Annotated in this window: 17 protein-coding genes and 1 pseudogene; 9 read left to right on the top strand and 9 right to left on the bottom strand. The window is 70.5% G+C overall.

The window, feature by feature from the left end; genetic code table 11:
• Positions 1-8: 8 nt before the first annotated feature.
• Genes AB0J04_RS24845 through AB0J04_RS24810 form a run of 8 tightly spaced genes read right to left on the bottom strand, consistent with a single transcriptional unit; the run spans position 9 to position 6,268 of the window.
• Positions 9-1,097, bottom strand: a complete 1,089-nt coding sequence (locus tag AB0J04_RS24845) for a zinc-binding dehydrogenase (protein ID WP_363170747.1) — start codon at positions 1,095-1,097, stop codon at positions 9-11.
• Positions 1,094-1,954: an SDR family oxidoreductase gene (locus AB0J04_RS24840; RefSeq protein ID WP_363170746.1), complete on the bottom strand. Its 861-nt coding sequence runs from the start codon at positions 1,952-1,954 to the stop codon at positions 1,094-1,096. Before AB0J04_RS24840 ends, AB0J04_RS24845 begins: the two co-directional genes overlap by 4 nt.
• An 11-nt stretch (positions 1,955-1,965) precedes the next feature.
• Positions 1,966-2,727 (bottom strand): carboxymuconolactone decarboxylase family protein, encoded by a 762-nt coding sequence (locus tag AB0J04_RS24835; protein WP_363170745.1) that lies wholly within the window; start codon positions 2,725-2,727, stop codon positions 1,966-1,968.
• Entirely contained in the window at positions 2,724-3,644 is a 921-nt protein-coding gene (locus tag AB0J04_RS24830; RefSeq protein ID WP_363170744.1) for an NAD(P)-dependent oxidoreductase, read from the bottom strand. Before AB0J04_RS24830 ends, AB0J04_RS24835 begins: the two co-directional genes overlap by 4 nt.
• Positions 3,637-4,086, bottom strand: a complete 450-nt coding sequence (gene pcaC, locus AB0J04_RS24825; protein WP_363170743.1) for a 4-carboxymuconolactone decarboxylase — start codon at positions 4,084-4,086, stop codon at positions 3,637-3,639. Before pcaC ends, AB0J04_RS24830 begins: the two co-directional genes overlap by 8 nt.
• Before the next feature lie 6 nt (positions 4,087-4,092).
• Positions 4,093-4,491, bottom strand: coding sequence for a cupin domain-containing protein (locus AB0J04_RS24820; RefSeq protein WP_363170742.1), 399 nt, complete (start codon positions 4,489-4,491; stop codon positions 4,093-4,095).
• Positions 4,488-5,414, bottom strand: coding sequence for an NAD(P)-dependent oxidoreductase (locus tag AB0J04_RS24815; RefSeq protein ID WP_363170741.1), 927 nt, complete (start codon positions 5,412-5,414; stop codon positions 4,488-4,490). Before AB0J04_RS24815 ends, AB0J04_RS24820 begins: the two co-directional genes overlap by 4 nt.
• Positions 5,411-6,268, bottom strand: coding sequence for an N-acyl homoserine lactonase family protein (locus tag AB0J04_RS24810; RefSeq protein ID WP_363170740.1), 858 nt, complete (start codon positions 6,266-6,268; stop codon positions 5,411-5,413). The genes AB0J04_RS24815 and AB0J04_RS24810 overlap by 4 nt, the downstream gene beginning before the upstream one ends.
• 207 nt (positions 6,269-6,475) lie before the next feature.
• Between AB0J04_RS24810 and AB0J04_RS24805 the strand changes: the two genes are divergently transcribed.
• The 5 genes from AB0J04_RS24805 to AB0J04_RS24785 all read left to right on the top strand — a co-directional run bounded on the left by AB0J04_RS24805 (position 6,476) and on the right by AB0J04_RS24785 (position 11,649).
• Positions 6,476-7,432 carry a hypothetical protein gene (locus AB0J04_RS24805; RefSeq protein WP_363170739.1) on the top strand — a complete coding sequence of 319 codons (957 nt, stop codon included), beginning with the start codon at positions 6,476-6,478 and terminating at the stop codon, positions 7,430-7,432.
• A gap of 110 nt (positions 7,433-7,542) precedes the next feature.
• A complete protein-coding gene (locus tag AB0J04_RS24800; protein WP_363170738.1) occupies positions 7,543-8,628 on the top strand; it encodes a maleylacetate reductase in 1,086 nt (361 codons plus the stop codon).
• The gene (locus tag AB0J04_RS24795) at positions 8,621-9,367 is read left to right on the top strand and encodes a hypothetical protein (RefSeq protein ID WP_363170737.1); all 747 of its coding nucleotides are present in this window, start codon (positions 8,621-8,623) and stop codon (positions 9,365-9,367) included. The genes AB0J04_RS24800 and AB0J04_RS24795 overlap by 8 nt, the downstream gene beginning before the upstream one ends.
• 104 nt (positions 9,368-9,471) lie before the next feature.
• Entirely contained in the window at positions 9,472-10,200 is a 729-nt protein-coding gene (locus AB0J04_RS24790) for a GntR family transcriptional regulator (protein WP_363170736.1), read from the top strand.
• Between the two features lie 177 nt (positions 10,201-10,377).
• Positions 10,378-11,649, top strand: a complete 1,272-nt coding sequence (locus tag AB0J04_RS24785) for an Nramp family divalent metal transporter (RefSeq protein ID WP_363170735.1) — start codon at positions 10,378-10,380, stop codon at positions 11,647-11,649.
• 79 nt (positions 11,650-11,728) lie between these two features.
• Here AB0J04_RS24785 and AB0J04_RS24780 read toward each other — a convergent pair whose 3' ends face one another.
• On the bottom strand, positions 11,729-12,949 hold the full coding sequence (locus AB0J04_RS24780; RefSeq protein WP_363170734.1) for an acetyl-CoA C-acetyltransferase: 1,221 nt from the start codon (positions 12,947-12,949) through the stop codon (positions 11,729-11,731).
• Positions 12,950-13,249: 300 nt separating this feature from the next.
• On the opposite strand from AB0J04_RS24780, the gene AB0J04_RS24775 reads away from it, so the two are divergent.
• The 4 genes and pseudogenes from AB0J04_RS24775 to AB0J04_RS24760 form a co-directional block, all read left to right on the top strand.
• A complete protein-coding gene (locus AB0J04_RS24775; protein WP_363170733.1) occupies positions 13,250-13,528 on the top strand; it encodes a hypothetical protein in 279 nt (92 codons plus the stop codon).
• Between the two features lie 217 nt (positions 13,529-13,745).
• Positions 13,746-14,180, top strand: a complete 435-nt coding sequence (locus AB0J04_RS24770; protein ID WP_363170732.1) for a DUF6153 family protein — start codon at positions 13,746-13,748, stop codon at positions 14,178-14,180.
• A 96-nt stretch (positions 14,181-14,276) separates the two neighbouring features.
• Positions 14,277-15,920: a multicopper oxidase family protein gene (locus AB0J04_RS24765; protein WP_363170731.1), complete on the top strand. Its 1,644-nt coding sequence runs from the start codon at positions 14,277-14,279 to the stop codon at positions 15,918-15,920.
• 340 nt (positions 15,921-16,260) lie between these two features.
• A pseudogene (locus tag AB0J04_RS24760) lies at positions 16,261-16,782 on the top strand (DUF4396 domain-containing protein); the annotation flags it as partial.
• Positions 16,783-16,855: the final 73 nt, after the last annotated feature.

The following is a 16,855-nucleotide window of genomic DNA, read 5'->3' as shown; positions in this document are numbered from 1 at the left end:
GGCTCCCGTCAGAAGACGAACACGCCCGAGAGGTCCTCGAGCCGTTCGGACCGCTCGAGAGCGGTGTTGATGTCGTCGAGCCGGTACGTCGCGGTGATGACCGGCGACGGGTCGAGCGCGCCCCGTTCGAGCAGACGGATGTACGCGGGGAGGTCGCGGCGCATGCGGACGTTGCCGTTCTGGGTGCTGAGCACCTGCCGGCTCTGGACAGCGAGGGGGATCTGCCCGAACGTGACCTGACCGGTGGCGTCCTTGAGGCCGGAGAGCACGACGGTGCCGGCCCGCCGGGAGATCTCCAGCGCCAGGCGCTGTGCGGCGGGCGGACCGGCCGCCTCGATGACCTTGTCGGCCCCTCGTCCCCCAGTCACGCCCCGTACGGCCTCCAGCGCGTCCTCGGGTGCGACGGCGGCCGTGGCTCCCACCTTGGTCGCCACGCCGCGGCGCTCCTCCTCGGGTTCGATCACGACGACCTCGCGGGCCCCGGCCAGACGCGCCGCCTGGACGGCCCACAGCCCCAGGTGTCCCGCTCCCACGACGGCGACCACCTCGTCGGGCCGGACGCGGGCGACGTTGAGGACCGCCCCCACCCCGGTGGTGACCCCGCATCCGAGGAGCGAGAGCACCTCCCAGGGCAGATCCGTGTCGACGGGGAAGACCTGGTTCTGCGAGACGTTCATGATCTCGGCGTAGCCGCCGACGCATCCGGCGGCGTTCACCACCAGGCCGTCGGAGGTCCGGGCGACGTCCGGGTAGACACCGCCGAGGTCGAACAGCTCCGAGCACTGGTCGGGGCGGCCGATGCCACAGTAGAAGCAGTGGCCGCACTCGGGTGTGCCGGGGACGACGACGCGTTGGCCCACCTCGATGCCGCGGACCTGGCTGCCGACCTCGACGACCTCGCCGGCCGAGGCGTGGCCGAGGATCGTCGGCGGGACCTTGCCGAGGCGGCCGTGGAAGCTGGTGACGTCGGTGGAGCAGAACGGCGTCGCCTTGGTGCGGACCAGCACACGGGTCGGCGCGAGGTCGAGCAGCTCCACCTCCTCGACGGTCAGGGGCTGTTCGAAGCCTCGCAGCAGGGCTGCTCTCATCGTCGTCATCTGGTGGCCTCCTGCGTCCCGGCGGCTCCCGCCGCGTGCCGCGCGAGGAGCGCCTCGTCGGTCACCGCCACGTCCCAGAGCCCCGCTCCCCCACCCCGGCGGTTGGTGTTCTGCACACTGGCGCCGCCGTCGACGGAGAAGATCTCGCCGGTGACGTAGCTCGACTCGTCGCTGAGCAGGAACGCCACCGTCGCGGCCACCTCCTCGGGCCGTCCCGCGCGCCGCAGCGGCGAGGTGCCCGCGCGCCCGCGCATGTCGGCCATCCCGGCCTCACCGAAGATCGGCGTGGGCACGATCCCCGGAGCGACGGCGTTCACCCGCACGCCGATGGGGCCCCCGTAGACGGCGGCCCCGTGGACCAGACCCACCGTGCCGTGCTTGGACGTGGTGTACGCCAGCAGGTCGTTGCTGCCGCGCAGGCCGGCGATCGAGGCGGTGACGACGATGGACCCGACGCTGCCGCGCTCCAGGTAGTGGCGGAACGCGGCCCGTACGCCGAGGAAAGGGCCCCGCAGGTTGACCGCCATCACCTTCTCCCACTCCTCGACGCTCACGTCGACGAGGTCGGCCAGGGAGCCGGCGATACCGGCGTTGAGATGGTGCAGGTCCACCCGCCCGAACACGTCCACGGCCGTCCGCATGTAGGCGTCGACGCCGTCCTCGGTCGTCACGTCCGCACCGACGCCGACGGACTCGCCGCCGACAGCCGCGGCTACCTCCTTGGCGTCCGCCTCGTCGAGGTCGACGGCGACGACCTTCACGCCTTCCTCCACGAGCCGCTCCACCGTGGCCCGTCCGAGGCCACCGGCGGCCCCGGTGACGACGGCGACCTTCCCGTCCAGTCCGCGCAGTGTCATGTCTTTCCGCCTCACTTCTGTCGCAGGAGTCGGGCTTGTTGCTCGCGCAGCACCGGCAGGGCCTCAAGTGCGCTCTGCATGCCCATGACCGAGGCGATCTCCATGACCTCCAGGAGTTCGCCGACGGTGGCGCCGTGACTCAGCGCGTTGTTCATGTGCGCCTTCCACCCCTTGACGTACAGGTGGGTGGAGGCGCAGTCGAAGGCCGTGTAGACGAACTCCTTCACCTTCGGTTCCAGGGAGCCGTGCTGCCACGACACCGATGAGAAGTCGGTGTACGCCTCGAACATCTCCGGGTCGAGTTCGAGGATCTCGTCCCAGAACTCGTGCCAGTAGCCCCGGTTCTCGGTGAACCGCTCCTTCAGCTCCTTCTGGTACGCGTCGAGTTCGCCGGGGCCATCGCGCAGGCCGCGTTCTTCGAGGAGCTCGGCGAGCAGCGGCACACCGATGTTCATCGCGTGGATGCCCAGGGTCGTCGTGAGCTCGATGACCTCGGTGATCTCACCCGGCGTGGCGCCGAGGTCGAGAGCCCGGCGGATGTGACGGCGCACGCCGGGGGCGTACAGGTGGGTCGCCGCCGCGTCGACTGCCAGGTAGATCAGTTCGCGGGTCTTGGGGTCCAGGTGCCCCTTGCGCTGGGGCACACCGGCCAGCCGTACGTACGCGGCGAGCAGTTCGGGCGCGAGTTCGAGCACCGCCTGCCACTGCTCGTCCCAGGCGCCGTGCAACTCGACGACGGCTTCCCGCAGTTCGGTCTCGGGCGGCGCGCTCATCCGGCCACCGGCTCTCGGTCTGCGGAAGCGTCGAACGCCCAGCGGGCGATCTCGGTGTGATCCGCTGTGTCGGGCAGGGCTTCGAGTGCGCGTTCCCACAGAGTGACGGCGCGGTCGGCGAGCGGGCTCTCGACGCCGAGTTGGTGGGCCAGGTCGACGGCGATGCGCATGTCCTTGACCATCAGCTTCATACCGAAGCCGGAGTCGTAGGTGCCGGGCAGCACGAAGTTGGGGAACTTGTTGTCCGTCGAACCGCTGCGCCCGCTGGAGGAGTTGATCAGTTCGACCATGACGGCCGGGTCGAGCCCGAACCTCTCCCCCGCCAGGACGCCCTCGGCCGTGGCCAGCAGATGGGTGGCGGACAGCAGGTTGTTGATGGCCTTGAGCGCGTGGCCCGCACCCACCGGTCCGGCGCGACGGGCGGCGCCCATGGTCGCCAGCAGCGGTGACAGCCGTTCGACGTCGCCCTCGGCACCGCCCACCATGATCGTGAGCTTGCCGTTCTCGGCGCCCTTGACCCCGCCGGAGACAGGGGCGTCGACGAGGGTGACCCCTCGGCTGCCGAGAACGGCGGCCAGGCGCCTGGTGGACAACGGGTCGGAGGAACTCATGTCCACGACCGTGCTGCCCGGGGCCATCGCCTCGGACACCGCCGGATCACCGAGCACCGCCTCGACCACCGGACTGCCGGGAAGCATGAGGACGACGACGTCGGCGCCCCGCGCCGCCTCGGCCGCGGTCTCTGCGGTACCGGCTCCGGCGGCGGCCGACACGGCACGGGCGTCCCGGCTCAGGTCGAACGCGGTCACGGAGTATCCGGCGCGGACCAGGCGCACGGACATCGGCGCGCCCATGTTCCCCAGGCCGATGAAGGCCACCGAGGGCAGGGCGGCGGGGGTCTCGTTGCGGTCAGGCATCGCCGTTGACCTCACCGATCACCTGTTCGGCGACACGGAAGGACTCCAGCGCCGCCGGGACGCCGACGTATATGGCCGTCTGGAGGAGCACTTCCTGGATCTCCTCGGTCGTCACCCCGTTGGTCAGTGCTCCCTTGACGTGGACGCTGAGCTCGTGGTTGCGGCCCAGGGCGGTCAGCATGGCGAGGTTGACCAGGCTGCGGGTACGTCGCTCCAGTCCCGGACGGCTCCACACGGCGCCCCAGCAGTATTCGGTGACAAGCTCCTGCATCGGCCGCGAGAACTCGGTGACCCGGGCGAGCGAGCGCTCGACGTGTTCGGCGCCGAGGACCGCCTTGCGGATGGCGAGACCGGCTTCGTAGGTGTCGCGGTGGGTGGCGTCCTGCGGGCTGGTGTCGGTGGTCAGGGGCTCGGCGGCGGTGGTCGGGTGATCGGTTGCCATGGGGTCTCAGTCCTCTGCGGTGACGGGAGCGGGGTACTGCTCGTGGCCGACTTCCTCGGCCCAGGCGGTCTTCCCGAGCGAGATGGCCGTGTGGGTCAGATAGGAGTCGGGGGCGGCGCCGTGCCAGTGCCGCTCGCCCGGCGGGCACCACACGGTGTCGCCGGCCCGCAGCGGCCGGACGCCGTCCTGCTCGGTCGCGACGAAGCCGCTTCCGGCAAGCACCTGGAGGATCTGGCCGTGCTCATGGGTGTGCCAGTAGGTGTGGGCTCCCGGTGCGAAGTTGACGGTGTTGATGGTGACGCCGTCGGTGGCGGGCATGGTGAGGTGGGCGTGCACCGTGCCGGTGAACTGCGAGCCGGTTTTGGTGCCGGGGCCGTGCTGGGTGGTTCCGTGGATGAGTTTCACGGCTTGTCCTTCCCGGCGTCGTACGCGCCGTCGTGGACGCGGACGCGCCCGGAGACGTCGCCGATCGCGTCGACGACGGTGTTGCTGATGTCCTGCGCGTAGCCCAGTTGGAGGGCGAGGCCGAAGGAGGCGAGCGGGGCGGCGGAGTTGGGGCTCGCCACGCCGAGGCCGGTGACGAGGTCGACGTAGGCGAGGACGTCCTTCATCATCAGCGCGTTGGTCAGGCCGCCCTTGAGGTAGTCGCCCTGGATGATCTTCGGGAAGCGGTTCTGCGTCGCGAAGTTGACGCCCGAGCTGGTGTTGAGCACGTCGAGGAGCACCTGGAGGTCGAGTCCCGCCTTGCGTCCGGCGACCATCACCTCGGCGGTCGCCGACAGGGCGACGGCGTTGAGGAAGTTGTTGAGCAGCTTGGCCGTGTGGCCGGCGCCGACGGGTCCGCAGTGGAAGACGTTGACGGAGAAGGCCGCGAGCAGCGGGCGCACCCGGTCGAGGGTCGTGGTGTCCCCGCCGACCATGAGGGTGAGGGCGCCCTTCTCCGCCGCGGCCGCGCCGCCGGAGATGCCGGCGTCGAGCAGGGTGACGCCCCGCTGGGCGAGTTGTTCGTGCAGATGCGTGGTGGAGGCGGGCGCCGAGGTGCTGAGGTCGACGACGACCTGACCCTCGCGGGCGTCCGCCAGAACGCCCTGCTCACCGAGGACCACCGCTTCGACGACCTTGCTCTCGGGCAGGGACAGAAGGACGACGTCACACCTGCGCGCCACCTCGGCGACGGACTCGGCGGGGGTCGCCCCGCACGCGATGACGTTCTCCGGGCGGGTGTCGTGGCCGAGGACTTCGTACCCGGCGACCACCAGGCGGCGGGCCATCCGCCCGCCCATGTTGCCGAGGCCGATGAAGCCCACCGGCGTTGTCGTGCCGGTCATGCCGTTCCTCCGCTCTGAGGGCCATTGAGGCGGCCACTCGGCGCGCCTCCGATGACCGCGACGAACTCGCCCATCGGGCCGTCGAGCCGCCGGTGGCGGTCGAGCACGGCCGGGTCGTGGCCGGGGACGAGGATCGCGTCGCGGTCCGCGATGAGCTGCTTCATGTGGTCGAAGCCCCGGTACATCGCCTCGAGGTCGGCCACGACCAAGAACGGCAGGTCGCGCTCCAACTCCTCGTAGTAGTGCGTGGCGTCGGAGGCGAGCAGCACCAGGCCCTCGCTGGTGTTGACGGTGAGGATGGCCTGCCCGGGCGAGTGGCCGCCCAGCTCGATCAGCTCCACACCGGGCGCGATTTCCTGGTGGCCGTGGTGGAAGACCATGCGGCCCTGCTCGTGGACGGTCCGCAGATGGTCGATCTCGGCCTCCTCGACGGTGTGGTGGAACTGGAACCGCCGTGCGCAGTCACCGGTCCAGAAGTCGAACTCCGTCCGCGGCACGATCACCTGGGAGTCCTGGAACAGGTCCACGTTGCCGGCGTGGTCGTAGTGGGCGTGGGTGAGGACCACGGTGGCCTCGGCCGGCTCTACTCCCAGGCGACGGAACGCCTCCCCCGGGTGGATGAGGTGGCCCCGGTTCCGGTTGCGTCCGCCGAGCTCGCTGTAGCCGGTGTCGACGACGATCGTGCGGCGCTCGTTGCGCACGATCCAGATGTAGTAGTCCATCCCGATGGGACCGTCCGGCTCGCCGTACAGGTGGTGGTTGAGGAAGACGAGCCCGCGGGTCGTCGTACGGGAGGCGTACCGCACGATGAGGACCTCGTACGTCTCGTCGACGGGTGAAGGTATCACGGTCACCCCGTATGATTGTCCGACAATCTGTCGGAAGCACGTTAGCGCAGACCAGACACCCTCGCAATGGGCAGGCATCCCCCCTCGCCCAAAGTTCCCGGCCGCAAGAGGGCGCTCCATCGTATTGACCTCTGCCGTCATATCGTATGACAATCATACGGCTCGCCGAGCTCCCCTTCCGGCAGGGCACGACCAGACAAGGAGAACCGAGCAATGACGTATCTCGTCGGCTCCCACCACGTGACGCTGTCCGTGGGTGGTGCGCAGGAGGACGTGGACTTCCACACGCGGGTCCTGGGCATGCGCTTCATCAAGAAGACCGTGCTGTACGACGGTTCGACGCCGATCTACCACTTCTACTACTCCAACGCGAACGGCGACCCGTCGTCCGTGGTGACCACGTTCCCGTGGGCCCAAGCGGGGCTGTACGGCAAGCGGGGCACCAACCAGGCCCGCGAGGTTCTCCTCTCCGTTCCGGCCGGCTCCCTCGACTACTGGGTGAAGCGGCTGGGCGAGCACGACATCGAAGCCAGGCGCTTCGAGGCCCTCGGCCGGGGCCGGGTCGCCTTCCTCCACCCCTCCGGCATCGAGTACGTCCTGGTCGGCAACGAGAACGACCCGCGCGAGGGCTTCTCCGGCAACGGCGTGGCCCCCGAGGCCGCCGTCCACGGCATCCACGGCATGGGCATCCACGTGTACGACCAGGACCGCATGGTCGACTTCGGGAACGAGGCCTTCTTCTCCCAGGGCAAGGTCGAGGAGGACGGCGACCTCGCCTCTTTCCAGGCCGGCACCCAGGAGTACGGCAACTTCATCGAGCTGCGCGGGAACCGCTCCGACGAGCAGGGCACCTGGCGCTACGGTGCCGGCACCTACCACCACTTCGCCTGGAACCTCGACACCCTGGAGAACCAGAACGCGGTGAAGTTCGAGATCGAGGGCGCCGGCTACACCGACATCTCCGAGCTGAAGAACCGCACCTACTTCAAGTCCCACTACGTGCGGACTCCGGGCGGCGCCCTGTTCGAGCTGGCGGTCACCGACGACGAGGGCGGCTGGGACTGCGACGAGTCTCCCGAGGAGCTCGGCAAGAACTTCATGCTGCCGCCGCAGTTCGAGAGCGAGCGGGACGACATCCTCGCCCGTCTGGAGCCGGTCACGACCGACTGACGGTCCCCCGCCCCTCCGCTCTCCCGCATCCGCCCGGGGCCCGGGCGCGCCCATCACGCCCGGGCCCCGGCGCGCAGCGTCGTCCCCGCCCGCCCCAACAGGAACGAACAGTGAGCCTCACCTTCGAGAACATCACGCTCGGCCAACGCGTCCTCTTCGGGTACGGCCGTGCCGCCCGCAACCTCGCCGCGGAGGCCGACCGCCTGAGCGCCCGCAGAGTCATGGTGATCGCCGCGCCGGCCGAGGCCGCGATCGCCGACCGCGTCACGGCGGACCTCCCGGTGGTGCTGCGGCACGCCGACGTCCGGCCCCACGTACCCGTGGAGCAGGCCGAGGCGGCCCGCGCTGCGGCCTCCCTCTGCGACGCCGACCTCGTCGTCTGCGTGGGCGGCGGTTCCACGACCGGACTGGCCAAGGCCGTGGCGCTCACCACGCGGCTGCCCATCGTCGCGGTGCCGACGACGTACGCCGGCTCCGAGGCCACGAACGTCTGGGGACTCACGGAGGCCGCCCGCAAGACCACCGGCGTCGACGACGCCGTCCTCCCGGTCGCCGTGGTCTACGACTCGGAACTCACCCTGTCGCTGCCCGTCGGTCTGTCGGTGGCTTCCGGACTCAACGCGATCGCCCACTGCGTCGACTCGATGTGGGCCCCGCGGACCAATCCGGTCAACCAGGCCTTCGCGATGGAGGGCCTGCGGGCCGTCGCGGACGGGCTGCGCCGGATCGTCCGTGAGCCGGACCACATCGACGGACGGGACGCCACACTGTACGGCTGCTACCTGTCCGGGGTGGCCTTCGCCTCCGCCGGCTCGGGGCTGCACCACAAGATCTGTCATGTGCTGGGCGGGGCGTACGACCTGCCGCACGCCCAGACCCACGCCACCGTGCTGCCCTATGTGCTGCAGCTCAACGCGCCGGGTGCGCCGGACGCGGCCCACCGGATCGCCGCCGCTCTGGGCAGCGCCACGCCGGTGAGCGGTCTGAACGCGCTGCGCGAGACGCTCGACGCCCCGCGCGCACTGGCCGACCACGGAATGCGCCGCGAGGACATCCCCGAGGCGGCCGGCTTGATCCTGCCGTACGTGCCGCAGGACAACCCCGTCCCGGTCGGCACCGAGGAACTGACCGACCTGCTCACCCGTGCCTGGGCCGGGGAGCCACCACGAGACAGCGAGGCGATCCGAGATGCCTGAGACGCCCGGGACAGAGACGACGGCCTTCACCACCGCGCCCGACAACCCGCACCTGACGCGCCCGCCACTGCCGCACGGCGCGCCCCTCGACCGGGCCGGGCTGGTGGTCTACGCGGTGCACGGGCGCGGGCAGGGCCCGGGCTTCATGGTGGAGCAGGCCGAGCGGGTCAACCTTCCCGGCGTGGCCTGGGTCGTCCCGGGGGCCGACAGCGACACCTGGTATCCGCGCGGCTTCCTGGCACCGCTGGAGGAGAACCAGCCGCACCTGGACCATGCCCTCGACACGGTACGCACCCACCTCGCCGACCTGGAACGCATGGGCTGGGCCGCACGGGACGTGGTGCTGTTCGGCTTCTCCCAGGGAGCCTGCCTGCTCTCCGAGTACCTGCTGCGGGACCAGCCGTCGTGCGCCGGCGCGTTCCTGCACACCGGCGGCCATCTCGGGCCGGTGGCCAAGCCCTGGCCCGCGCGACCGGAAAGCGGCCTGCCCGGCACCGAGATCGTGCTGCTGTGCGCGCAGGAGGACGAGTTCGTCCCCCTCGTGCGGGCCGAGCGGACGGCCGGCGCCCTGGCTTCCCTGGGCGCGAGGATCGAGCTGACCACGTACGACGACCCGCTGCACCATCTCAACGAGGACTCGGTCGTCCGTCTGCGGCGTATGCTGCGCACGCGCCTGCTGGAGCGGGCCGAGGTCGTCACGGAGAGCGCGCGCCCGAGCGAGAGCCGTCCCGCCCCGTGACGACGACCGCGGCGAGCGCCCCGACGCCCCGTGCGGGCGCATACGGCGAAATCGCGCCACACAAGGCATTGATTGTATGACGAGCCGGCCGTAGCCTCGCTGTCGTGGAGCACGAAGGCTCGTGGGCGAGGACGCCCCACTCGCGCCTGGAGTCGGCCTCGGTGATGGCCGACTCCAGGGACCGCGTCCTGCGGACGGTGCGCGAGGACATCTGCTGGTCACGGCTCGTTCCAGGGCAGCGGCTCGACGTGAACCTCGTCGTGGGACGCACGGGCGTCTCGCGGAGCGTGGTACGACAGGCCCTCCGTGACCTGTGCGACCAGGGCTGGCTGACCACCGTGGACGAGGGATGCGTGGTGGGCGTGCCCTCGCCGGAGGAGGCCGCCGAGATCGACGAGGTCCGACGTGCTCTGGAGGAGGTCACGGTGCGGCGTTTCGTCGCCCACGCCTCCGACTCGCAGCTCAGGGCACTGCACGGCGCCCTGATGGAGTTCGAGGACCTGGCGGAGCTCCCGCCGGACCCGTCGGCCCTGCTCCAGGCACGGGACAACTTCTACGGACTGCTGCTGCGTGCCGCCGGCGTCATGGTCACGCTGGACGCCCTGGCGAGACTGCGGGCACGGATCATCGTGCTGATGTGCGCCTCCCTGTGCTCGCCCGGCCGTGCGCGTGTCGCGGGAGCCGAACTGCGCGCCGTCTACGAGGCGCTGGCCGACCGCGACGCCGAACGGGCAGTCCTCGCCTGCGCCACGCATGTGGACCGTTCGTACGAAGCGGGCTTCCGGGCACTGGCCGCCCTCGGCGGCCCCGAGCCCGGTACCGCGCTGAACTGAGCGCGGCTCGAGGGCCCGAATCTCTTTGATCCCACTCCTTTGATCCCACTCCATTGCCCGGACTCCCGCCCGCAAGTATTGTATGACAATCATACGCACACACGGTCTGACGTGACGTCTGTCCGTCGGTGTCGGCATGCGTACCCGCTCCCCTTCCCGACTCGCAGGAGCCCTCTGATGAGCACCGGCACCTCCGCAGCAGCCCCGCCCCTCACCCAGGGCCCCGCCCTCCGTCGAGCCGTGCGCCGGCGCCGACTCGCCTTCTACGGGCCTGCTTTCGTCGCCGCCGTCGCCTACGTCGACCCCGGCAACTTCGCCACCAACTTCCAGGCGGGAGCCCGGCACGGCTACCTGCTCGTCTGGGTCCTCGTCTCGGCCTGTGCGGTCGCCATGTTCATCCAGTACCTGTCGGCCAAGACCGGCCTGGCCACCGGACGTGACCTGCCGACGCTCTGCCGGGACAGCTTCCGCCGACCGGTCGTGGTGGGACTGTGGGCGCAGGCCGAGGTCGTGGCCATGGCCACCGACCTGGCGGAGTTCGTGGGCGCGGCGATCGGTCTCTATCTGCTCTTCGGCGTGCCCATGCTGCCCGCCGCGCTGATCACCGCCGTGGTGAGCTTCGCCATCCTGGCCCTCCAGCGGCGCGGCTACCGCCCGTTCGAGCTGGCGATCGTCTTCCTGCTCGGCGTCATCGCCCTGGGCTTCGCGTACACCCTCGCCGCCGCCGGCGGCCAGTCCGCCTCGGGGCTGGCTTCGGGGATGAGGCCGGCCTTCCACGGCACCGACTCCGTGGTACTGGCCATCGGCATCATCGGTGCGACGGTCATGCCGCACGTCATCTATCTGCACTCGGCCCTCACCGCGCAGCGGCAGGCGCCGGAGGGCCCGGCCGAGCGCAAGCGCGCCCTGCGCGCCCTGCGCGTCGACACCACGCTGGGCCTGAGCCTGGCCGGACTGATCAACCTCTCGATGCTCTGCGTCGCGGCCGCCGTCTTCCACGGTGCCGCCGGGGACTTCGACGGCAGTCTCGGCAGCGCCCACCAGGGCTTCGACCGGCTCGTCGGCGGCGGCGCCGCGCTCGCCTTCGCCGCCGCGCTCCTGGCGTCGGGCCTCTCGTCCTCAGGCGTGGGCACCTACTCCGGCCAGGTCATCATGGAGGGCTTCCTGCGGATGCGGATCCCCCTGTTCCTCCGGCGGGCCATCACCATGGCACCCGCGCTGGTCGTCCTCGCGCTCGGCATGTCGCCGGACAGGGTCCTGCTGGCGTCGCAGGTGGTGCTCTCCTTCGGCATCCCGTTCGCGCTGATCCCGCTGGTGCTGATCAGCCGCCGCCGGGACCTGATGGGAGATCTGGTCAACCGCCGCGTGACCACCTTCGTAGGGTGGGTGGCGGCTCTGCTCATCTCCGGCATCAACCTCTATCTGCTGCAACAGGTCTTCTTCGGCTGAGGTCAAGGCGTCGGGCCCGGCCGGCCCGCCGCCAGACGGACGGACCCCGACGCCCTTGACACCCGGCCGGGCGGCCTCCTTACACGCGCTCGAACACCGCGGCCAACCCCTGCCCGCCGCCGATGCACATCGTCTCCAACGCGTAGCGGGCCTGCCTGCGGTGCAATTCCCAGGCCAGGGTGGCAAGGATGCGTGAGCCGGTCGCGCCGACGGGATGGCCGAGCGAGATGCCGGAGCCGTTGACGTTGATGCGCTGCTCATGGTCGGTGTCGGTCAGGCCCATCTCGCGGGTGCAGGCCAGAACCTGGGCCGCGAAGGCCTCGTTCATCTCGATGAGGTCGAGGTCGGCGAGGGTCAGACCCGCCTTGTCCAGTGCGGCACGGGTCGCCGGGACGGGGCCGAGGCCCATGGCCGCCGCGGGGACGCCGGCGCGGGCGAACGACACCAGCCGGAGCATGGGGGCGAGCCCGAGCCGGTGGGCGTGACCGACGGTGGTGACCAGGCAGGCGGCGGCCGCGTCGTTCTGACCGCTGGCGTTCCCGGCCGTGACCGTCGCCTCGGGGTCCGCCTGGGCCATGACGGGCCGCAGCACGGCGAGTTGCTCCGCCGTGGTGCCGGGTCGCGGGTGCTCGTCGGTGTCGACGACCGACTCACCCTTGCGGGTCCGCACGACGACGGGAACGATCTCGTCCTTGAACAGTCCCTCCTCCATCGCCCTCGCCGCCCGCCGCTGGGAGCGCAGGGCGAGGGCGTCCTGGTCGGCCCTGCCGATCCCGAACTCGCGCCGCAGGTTCTCCGCGGTCTCGATCATGCCGCCGGGCACGGGATGTCTCTCACCCCCCGCGGTGACGCGCCCACGCGCGAGCGCGTCGTGCAACTGGAGACCGGGGCCCTTGATGCCCCAGCGGCCCTCATGCGTGTAGAGGGGGGCGGCGCTCATCACCTCGACCCCGCCCGCGACGACCACCTCACTGAATCCGGCGCGGATCTGCATCGCCGCGTCGAGCACGGCCTGAAGTCCGGAGCCGCACCGGCGGTCGACCTGGAGGCCGGTCACCGTCTGGGGCAGCCCCGCGTCGAGGGCCGCGACCCTGCCGATCGCCGGGGCGTCGGAGCTGGGATAGCTGTGGCCGAGGACGACCTCGTCCACGTGCTCGGCGTCGATCCCACTGCGTCGCACCACTTCGGCGACGACGAGAGCGGCCAGCTGTGCGGGACGCTGCCCCGCCAGAACGCCGCCGAACCTGCCGATCGGTGTACGCAGCGGCTGGCAGACGACGATGTCGGAGTCGGCGGACATGAAGGCCTCCTGCTGGACGAACCTCGGGAAGGTGGGCTCCCTCAGCGTCACACCAGGCCATTGAGCCGGTCCAATACTCAATTCTGCCTCTTGTGATATACACAGCGTCTCAATGGCGGTCTAGTGCCGCGGCAGGCAACGTTCGCCCGTCAAGGAGCGGCGTCCGGTGCGTGCTCTCGGCGTGCCGGCCGGAAGTCCTCGTACTGGACGTACTCGGGCTTTCGGCCGGTGCGGCGAGAGTGCGTGCCGGGCGTCGCGACGCCGCGGAGATCCATCAGAAGCCCCCTAAGGCTCCACGGCATGGTCGAGGCGCTGCTGGCCGACGGCTCGCAGACCGGCGACGTCCGCGACGACATCGCGCCCGGCGAACTCGCGAGTTTCTGCCTGCACGCCCTGACCGCGGCCGGTGACCTCCCCTCCGAGGCCGCGGTGCACCGGCTCGTCACGGTCACACTGACCGGAGTGCGGCCCAGCCCCGCCGACGCGGCGGACGCGCCCCCGCACACGGACGGCACCGCACGTCCGCCACACCACCAGGGTCGCCACTCCGTCCATGGTCCGCACTCGGCCGGTTCGTAGGCGACACGTCGCCCAGGTCACCCCCTCAAGGTCCGGCGCCTGAGTCCCGGTCATGGCACAGATCCGCGTCGCTCGGCGGCCCGTCTCCTCAACGACCCCTCGCAGCGCACGCGTCCACCGCCGCCAAAGAGCGCGTCCGCCGACCTTCCAGGCGACCCGTATACCCGTATGGGGTATAGTCGGTCGCCCGCGACGGCAGGAAGTACGGACGCTTCTGATGACGGTACGAAAGTGGCCCTGGCCCCAGACCGGCGGTGCCGCCCGCTGGGTACGCGGCCTGCTCGTCACGCTGTGCGCCGTGGTCGCCGTCCTGCTCCACCACGAGCTCGCCGGCTCGCCGGTCACGACGATGTCGATGGCCACACCGCACGCCATGTCGGGACCCGTGTCCGTTCCTGCCGCCCACCCTCACATGGGCTCACCACCCTCAACTGGCGCTATGGCACACGGTCCCGACGGCGCCGCCTGCCCGTCCATGGCCATGCAGCTCTGCGCGGCCGCCGGCGTCGACGCCGTACAGCTCACGGCACCACCCGAGTCGCCGGCTCCGACCGTCCCGGCTCGGATCGCGGAGCTCACGGGCGTGGACATCGCACGCTCCGTGAATCGTGCGCCACCCGACCTGTCCCTCCTTTCTCAGCTGCGCATATAGGCCGCCGTCCCACGGCTTCCCCGCGTCCCCGCGACGCCGGCGAGCCGTGTCCGGACCACCCCGAACGCCTATCGCGCATCGAGAAGAGGACCTTTCGTGAACAGCATCAACCGTCGCTCCGTCCTGCTCGCCGGACTGGGTGCGGCAGGTACCGGCTTGCTCGCCGCCTGCAGCAACGACGCCTCCGGCAGTCCCTCCCTCCTGAGCCCTTCCGGTTCCCAGGTTGCCCGCACGGAGAAGAAGCGGAGCGGTACGGGCAGGGTGCACCGTCTCAACCTGACCGCCGCTTCCGGGATGCTCGACCTGGGCGGCGGCACGATGGCCAAGTCCTGGGCCTTCAGCGGCCAGGCTCCCGGCAAGGAGATCCGGATCTCGGCCGGCGACACGCTCGCCGCCGAGCTTTCCAACCAGCTGCCCGGCGGGACCACGACCTCCATCCACTGGCATGGCCTCGCACTGCGCAGCGACATGGACGGCGTACCGCCGGTCACCCAGACGGCGGTGCGAGCCGGGTCCACCTTCACGTACCGCTTCATCGCCGACGCGCCCGGCACGTACTTCTTCCACCCACACGTGGGCGTCCAGCTCGACCGCGGCCTGTACGCCCCGCTGATCGTCGAGGACCCCAAGGAGCCGTTGGCGTACGACGACGAGTGGGTCGTCGTCCTCGACGACTGGCTCGACGGCGTGACCGGCACCCCCGACGAAGCCTTCGCCGAGCTCAGGCAGGGTATGGGCGGCATGGACATGGGCGGTTCCGGCGACTCGTCGACTCCCTCCGGTGCGGCCGACTCGTCCGGTCAGGACATGGGGCGCATGGGCGGGATGGAGATGAGCGGCTCCGGCACGGAGGAGACGGCCTCGCCGTCCTCGTCCGCCTCCTTTGGGGACGGCATGTCGATGAGGTTCATGCTCATGGGCGCCACCAGCGAGCTGCTCGGCGGCGACGCGGGAGACGTCAGGTACCCCTACCACCTGGTCAACGGACGAGTGCCGACCGACCCGGCCGTCTACACCGGCAAGCCCGGCCGGCGTGTCCGCCTGCGGATCATCAATGCGGGCGGCGACACCGCCTACCGGGTTGCGCTCGGCGGCCACAGGCTGACCATCACCCACACCGACGGCTTCCCCGTCGAACACCGGCAGGTCGACGCGCTGCTGGTCGGCATGGGCGAGCGATACGACGTCCTGGTCACCCTCGGCGACGGCGTCTTCCCGCTTGTCGCGCTCGCCGAGGGCAAGGACGCCGGCGGCATGGCTCTGATGCGCACCGGGTCGGGAAGCACGCCCAGGTCGACCGTACGACCGGCCGAACTCGACGGCCTGATCGTGACCGCTTCGCAGCTGCGCGCCGCCGACGACGTACGGCTGGACGCGAAGAAAGCAGACCGGGTCCACCGCATCGAACTCACCGGCAGCATGGCCAAGTACGACTGGGCCGTCAACGGCAGGCGGTACGACATGGCCGACCCGACCGCGAACCCGCTGCTCGTCGAGGAGGGCCAACGCGTCCGCCTCGACTTCGTCAACAGCAGCGACATGTGGCACCCGATGCACCTGCACGGCCACACCTACCAGGTCGGCAGCACCGGCCCCCGCAAGGACACCACCCTCGTGCTCCCCAAGAAGAAGGTGTCCGTCGTCTTCGACGCGGACAACCCCGGCCAGTGGATGCTGCATTGCCACAACGCCTACCACGGCGAGGCCGGGATGATGGCGCTCGTGGCCTACGGGGCCTGAGCCCTCGGGCCCCCGGTCCGGGACGGGATCCAGCAGTCCCGCCCCGGACCGTGGAACTCGCGCTGGGCATGGTGGACCACCACGAGGCCGGCCTCGTATCCGGGGTCGTCAACACCTGCCAACCGCAAATGAGCGGCGGGCCGCACGTGCACTGAGGCGTGTGCGTGCATGCGGGCAGCGGGAGTCGACCGGCCGGTTTCCACTCTCCGCGACACCGCCGCCCAGGGTTCGCGGCAGACATCCTCAAGAGGAAGCCCCTTGGGGAATACCCCCAGGGGGTATACAGTTACGACTGTGGGGCTCGGGGAGCGGGCCACACTCGACGGGAATGGGGAAGGCCATGGACCACAGCGCTCACCACGCCGGCACCGTGCACGACCACGCCACCCACGAGGGTCACCACGGCCACGCAGGCCACGACACGCACGCTGGAGCCTCCTGGGGAACGGCGGTCAAGGCGACCCTGCACTGCCTCACCGGATGCGCCGTCGGCGAGATCCTCGGCATGGTCATCGGCACCGCCCTCATGTGGGGCAACGTGCCCACCATGGTCCTGGCGATCGCGCTCGCGTTCGTCTTCGGTTACTCCTTCACACTGTTCGCGGTCCGCCGGGCCGGCCTGGACCTCAAGACCGCGATCAAGGTCGCACTCGCCGCCGACACGGTCTCCATCGCCGTGATGGAGTTGGTCGACAACGGGATCATCGCCCTTGTCCCGGGAGCGATGGACGCCCATCTCTCCGACGGGCTGTTCTGGTCCGCCCTGCTCGGCGGCTTCGCGGTCGCCTTCCTGATCACCACACCGGTCAACAAGTGGATGATCGGCCGCGGAAAGGGCCACGCGGTCGTCCACGCCTATCACTACCGATCGCGCGGCGGCCCGGTCCGCCGAAGGTCTGCAGCAGCTGCTGGAGGACCTCGTTGGAGCCGTTGGC

The organism is Streptomyces sp. NPDC050263, assembly GCF_040655955.1.
Classification (GTDB): domain Bacteria; phylum Actinomycetota; class Actinomycetes; order Streptomycetales; family Streptomycetaceae; genus Streptomyces.
This window is presented reverse-complemented; position numbering and strand designations above follow the sequence as displayed.

What these genes read in the sequence shown, in the direction of transcription:
- AB0J04_RS24845 (WP_363170747.1), bottom strand. Translation starts at nt 1,097, where the DNA reads ATGACGACGATGAGAGCAGCCCTGCTGCGAGGCTTCGAACAGCCCCTG.
- AB0J04_RS24840 (WP_363170746.1), bottom strand. Translation starts at nt 1,954, where the DNA reads ATGACACTGCGCGGACTGGACGGGAAGGTCGCCGTCGTCACCGGGGCC.
- AB0J04_RS24835 (WP_363170745.1), bottom strand. Translation starts at nt 2,727, where the DNA reads ATGAGCGCGCCGCCCGAGACCGAACTGCGGGAAGCCGTCGTCGAGTTG.
- AB0J04_RS24830 (WP_363170744.1), bottom strand. Translation starts at nt 3,644, where the DNA reads ATGCCTGACCGCAACGAGACCCCCGCCGCCCTGCCCTCGGTGGCCTTC.
- pcaC (WP_363170743.1), bottom strand. Translation starts at nt 4,086, where the DNA reads ATGGCAACCGATCACCCGACCACCGCCGCCGAGCCCCTGACCACCGAC.
- AB0J04_RS24815 (WP_363170741.1), bottom strand. Translation starts at nt 5,414, where the DNA reads ATGACCGGCACGACAACGCCGGTGGGCTTCATCGGCCTCGGCAACATG.
- AB0J04_RS24805 (WP_363170739.1), top strand. Translation starts at nt 6,476, where the DNA reads ATGACGTATCTCGTCGGCTCCCACCACGTGACGCTGTCCGTGGGTGGT.
- AB0J04_RS24795 (WP_363170737.1), top strand. Translation starts at nt 8,621, where the DNA reads ATGCCTGAGACGCCCGGGACAGAGACGACGGCCTTCACCACCGCGCCC.
- AB0J04_RS24785 (WP_363170735.1), top strand. Translation starts at nt 10,378, where the DNA reads ATGAGCACCGGCACCTCCGCAGCAGCCCCGCCCCTCACCCAGGGCCCC.
- AB0J04_RS24780 (WP_363170734.1), bottom strand. Translation starts at nt 12,949, where the DNA reads ATGTCCGCCGACTCCGACATCGTCGTCTGCCAGCCGCTGCGTACACCG.
- AB0J04_RS24775 (WP_363170733.1), top strand. Translation starts at nt 13,250, where the DNA reads ATGGTCGAGGCGCTGCTGGCCGACGGCTCGCAGACCGGCGACGTCCGC.
- AB0J04_RS24770 (WP_363170732.1), top strand. Translation starts at nt 13,746, where the DNA reads ATGACGGTACGAAAGTGGCCCTGGCCCCAGACCGGCGGTGCCGCCCGC.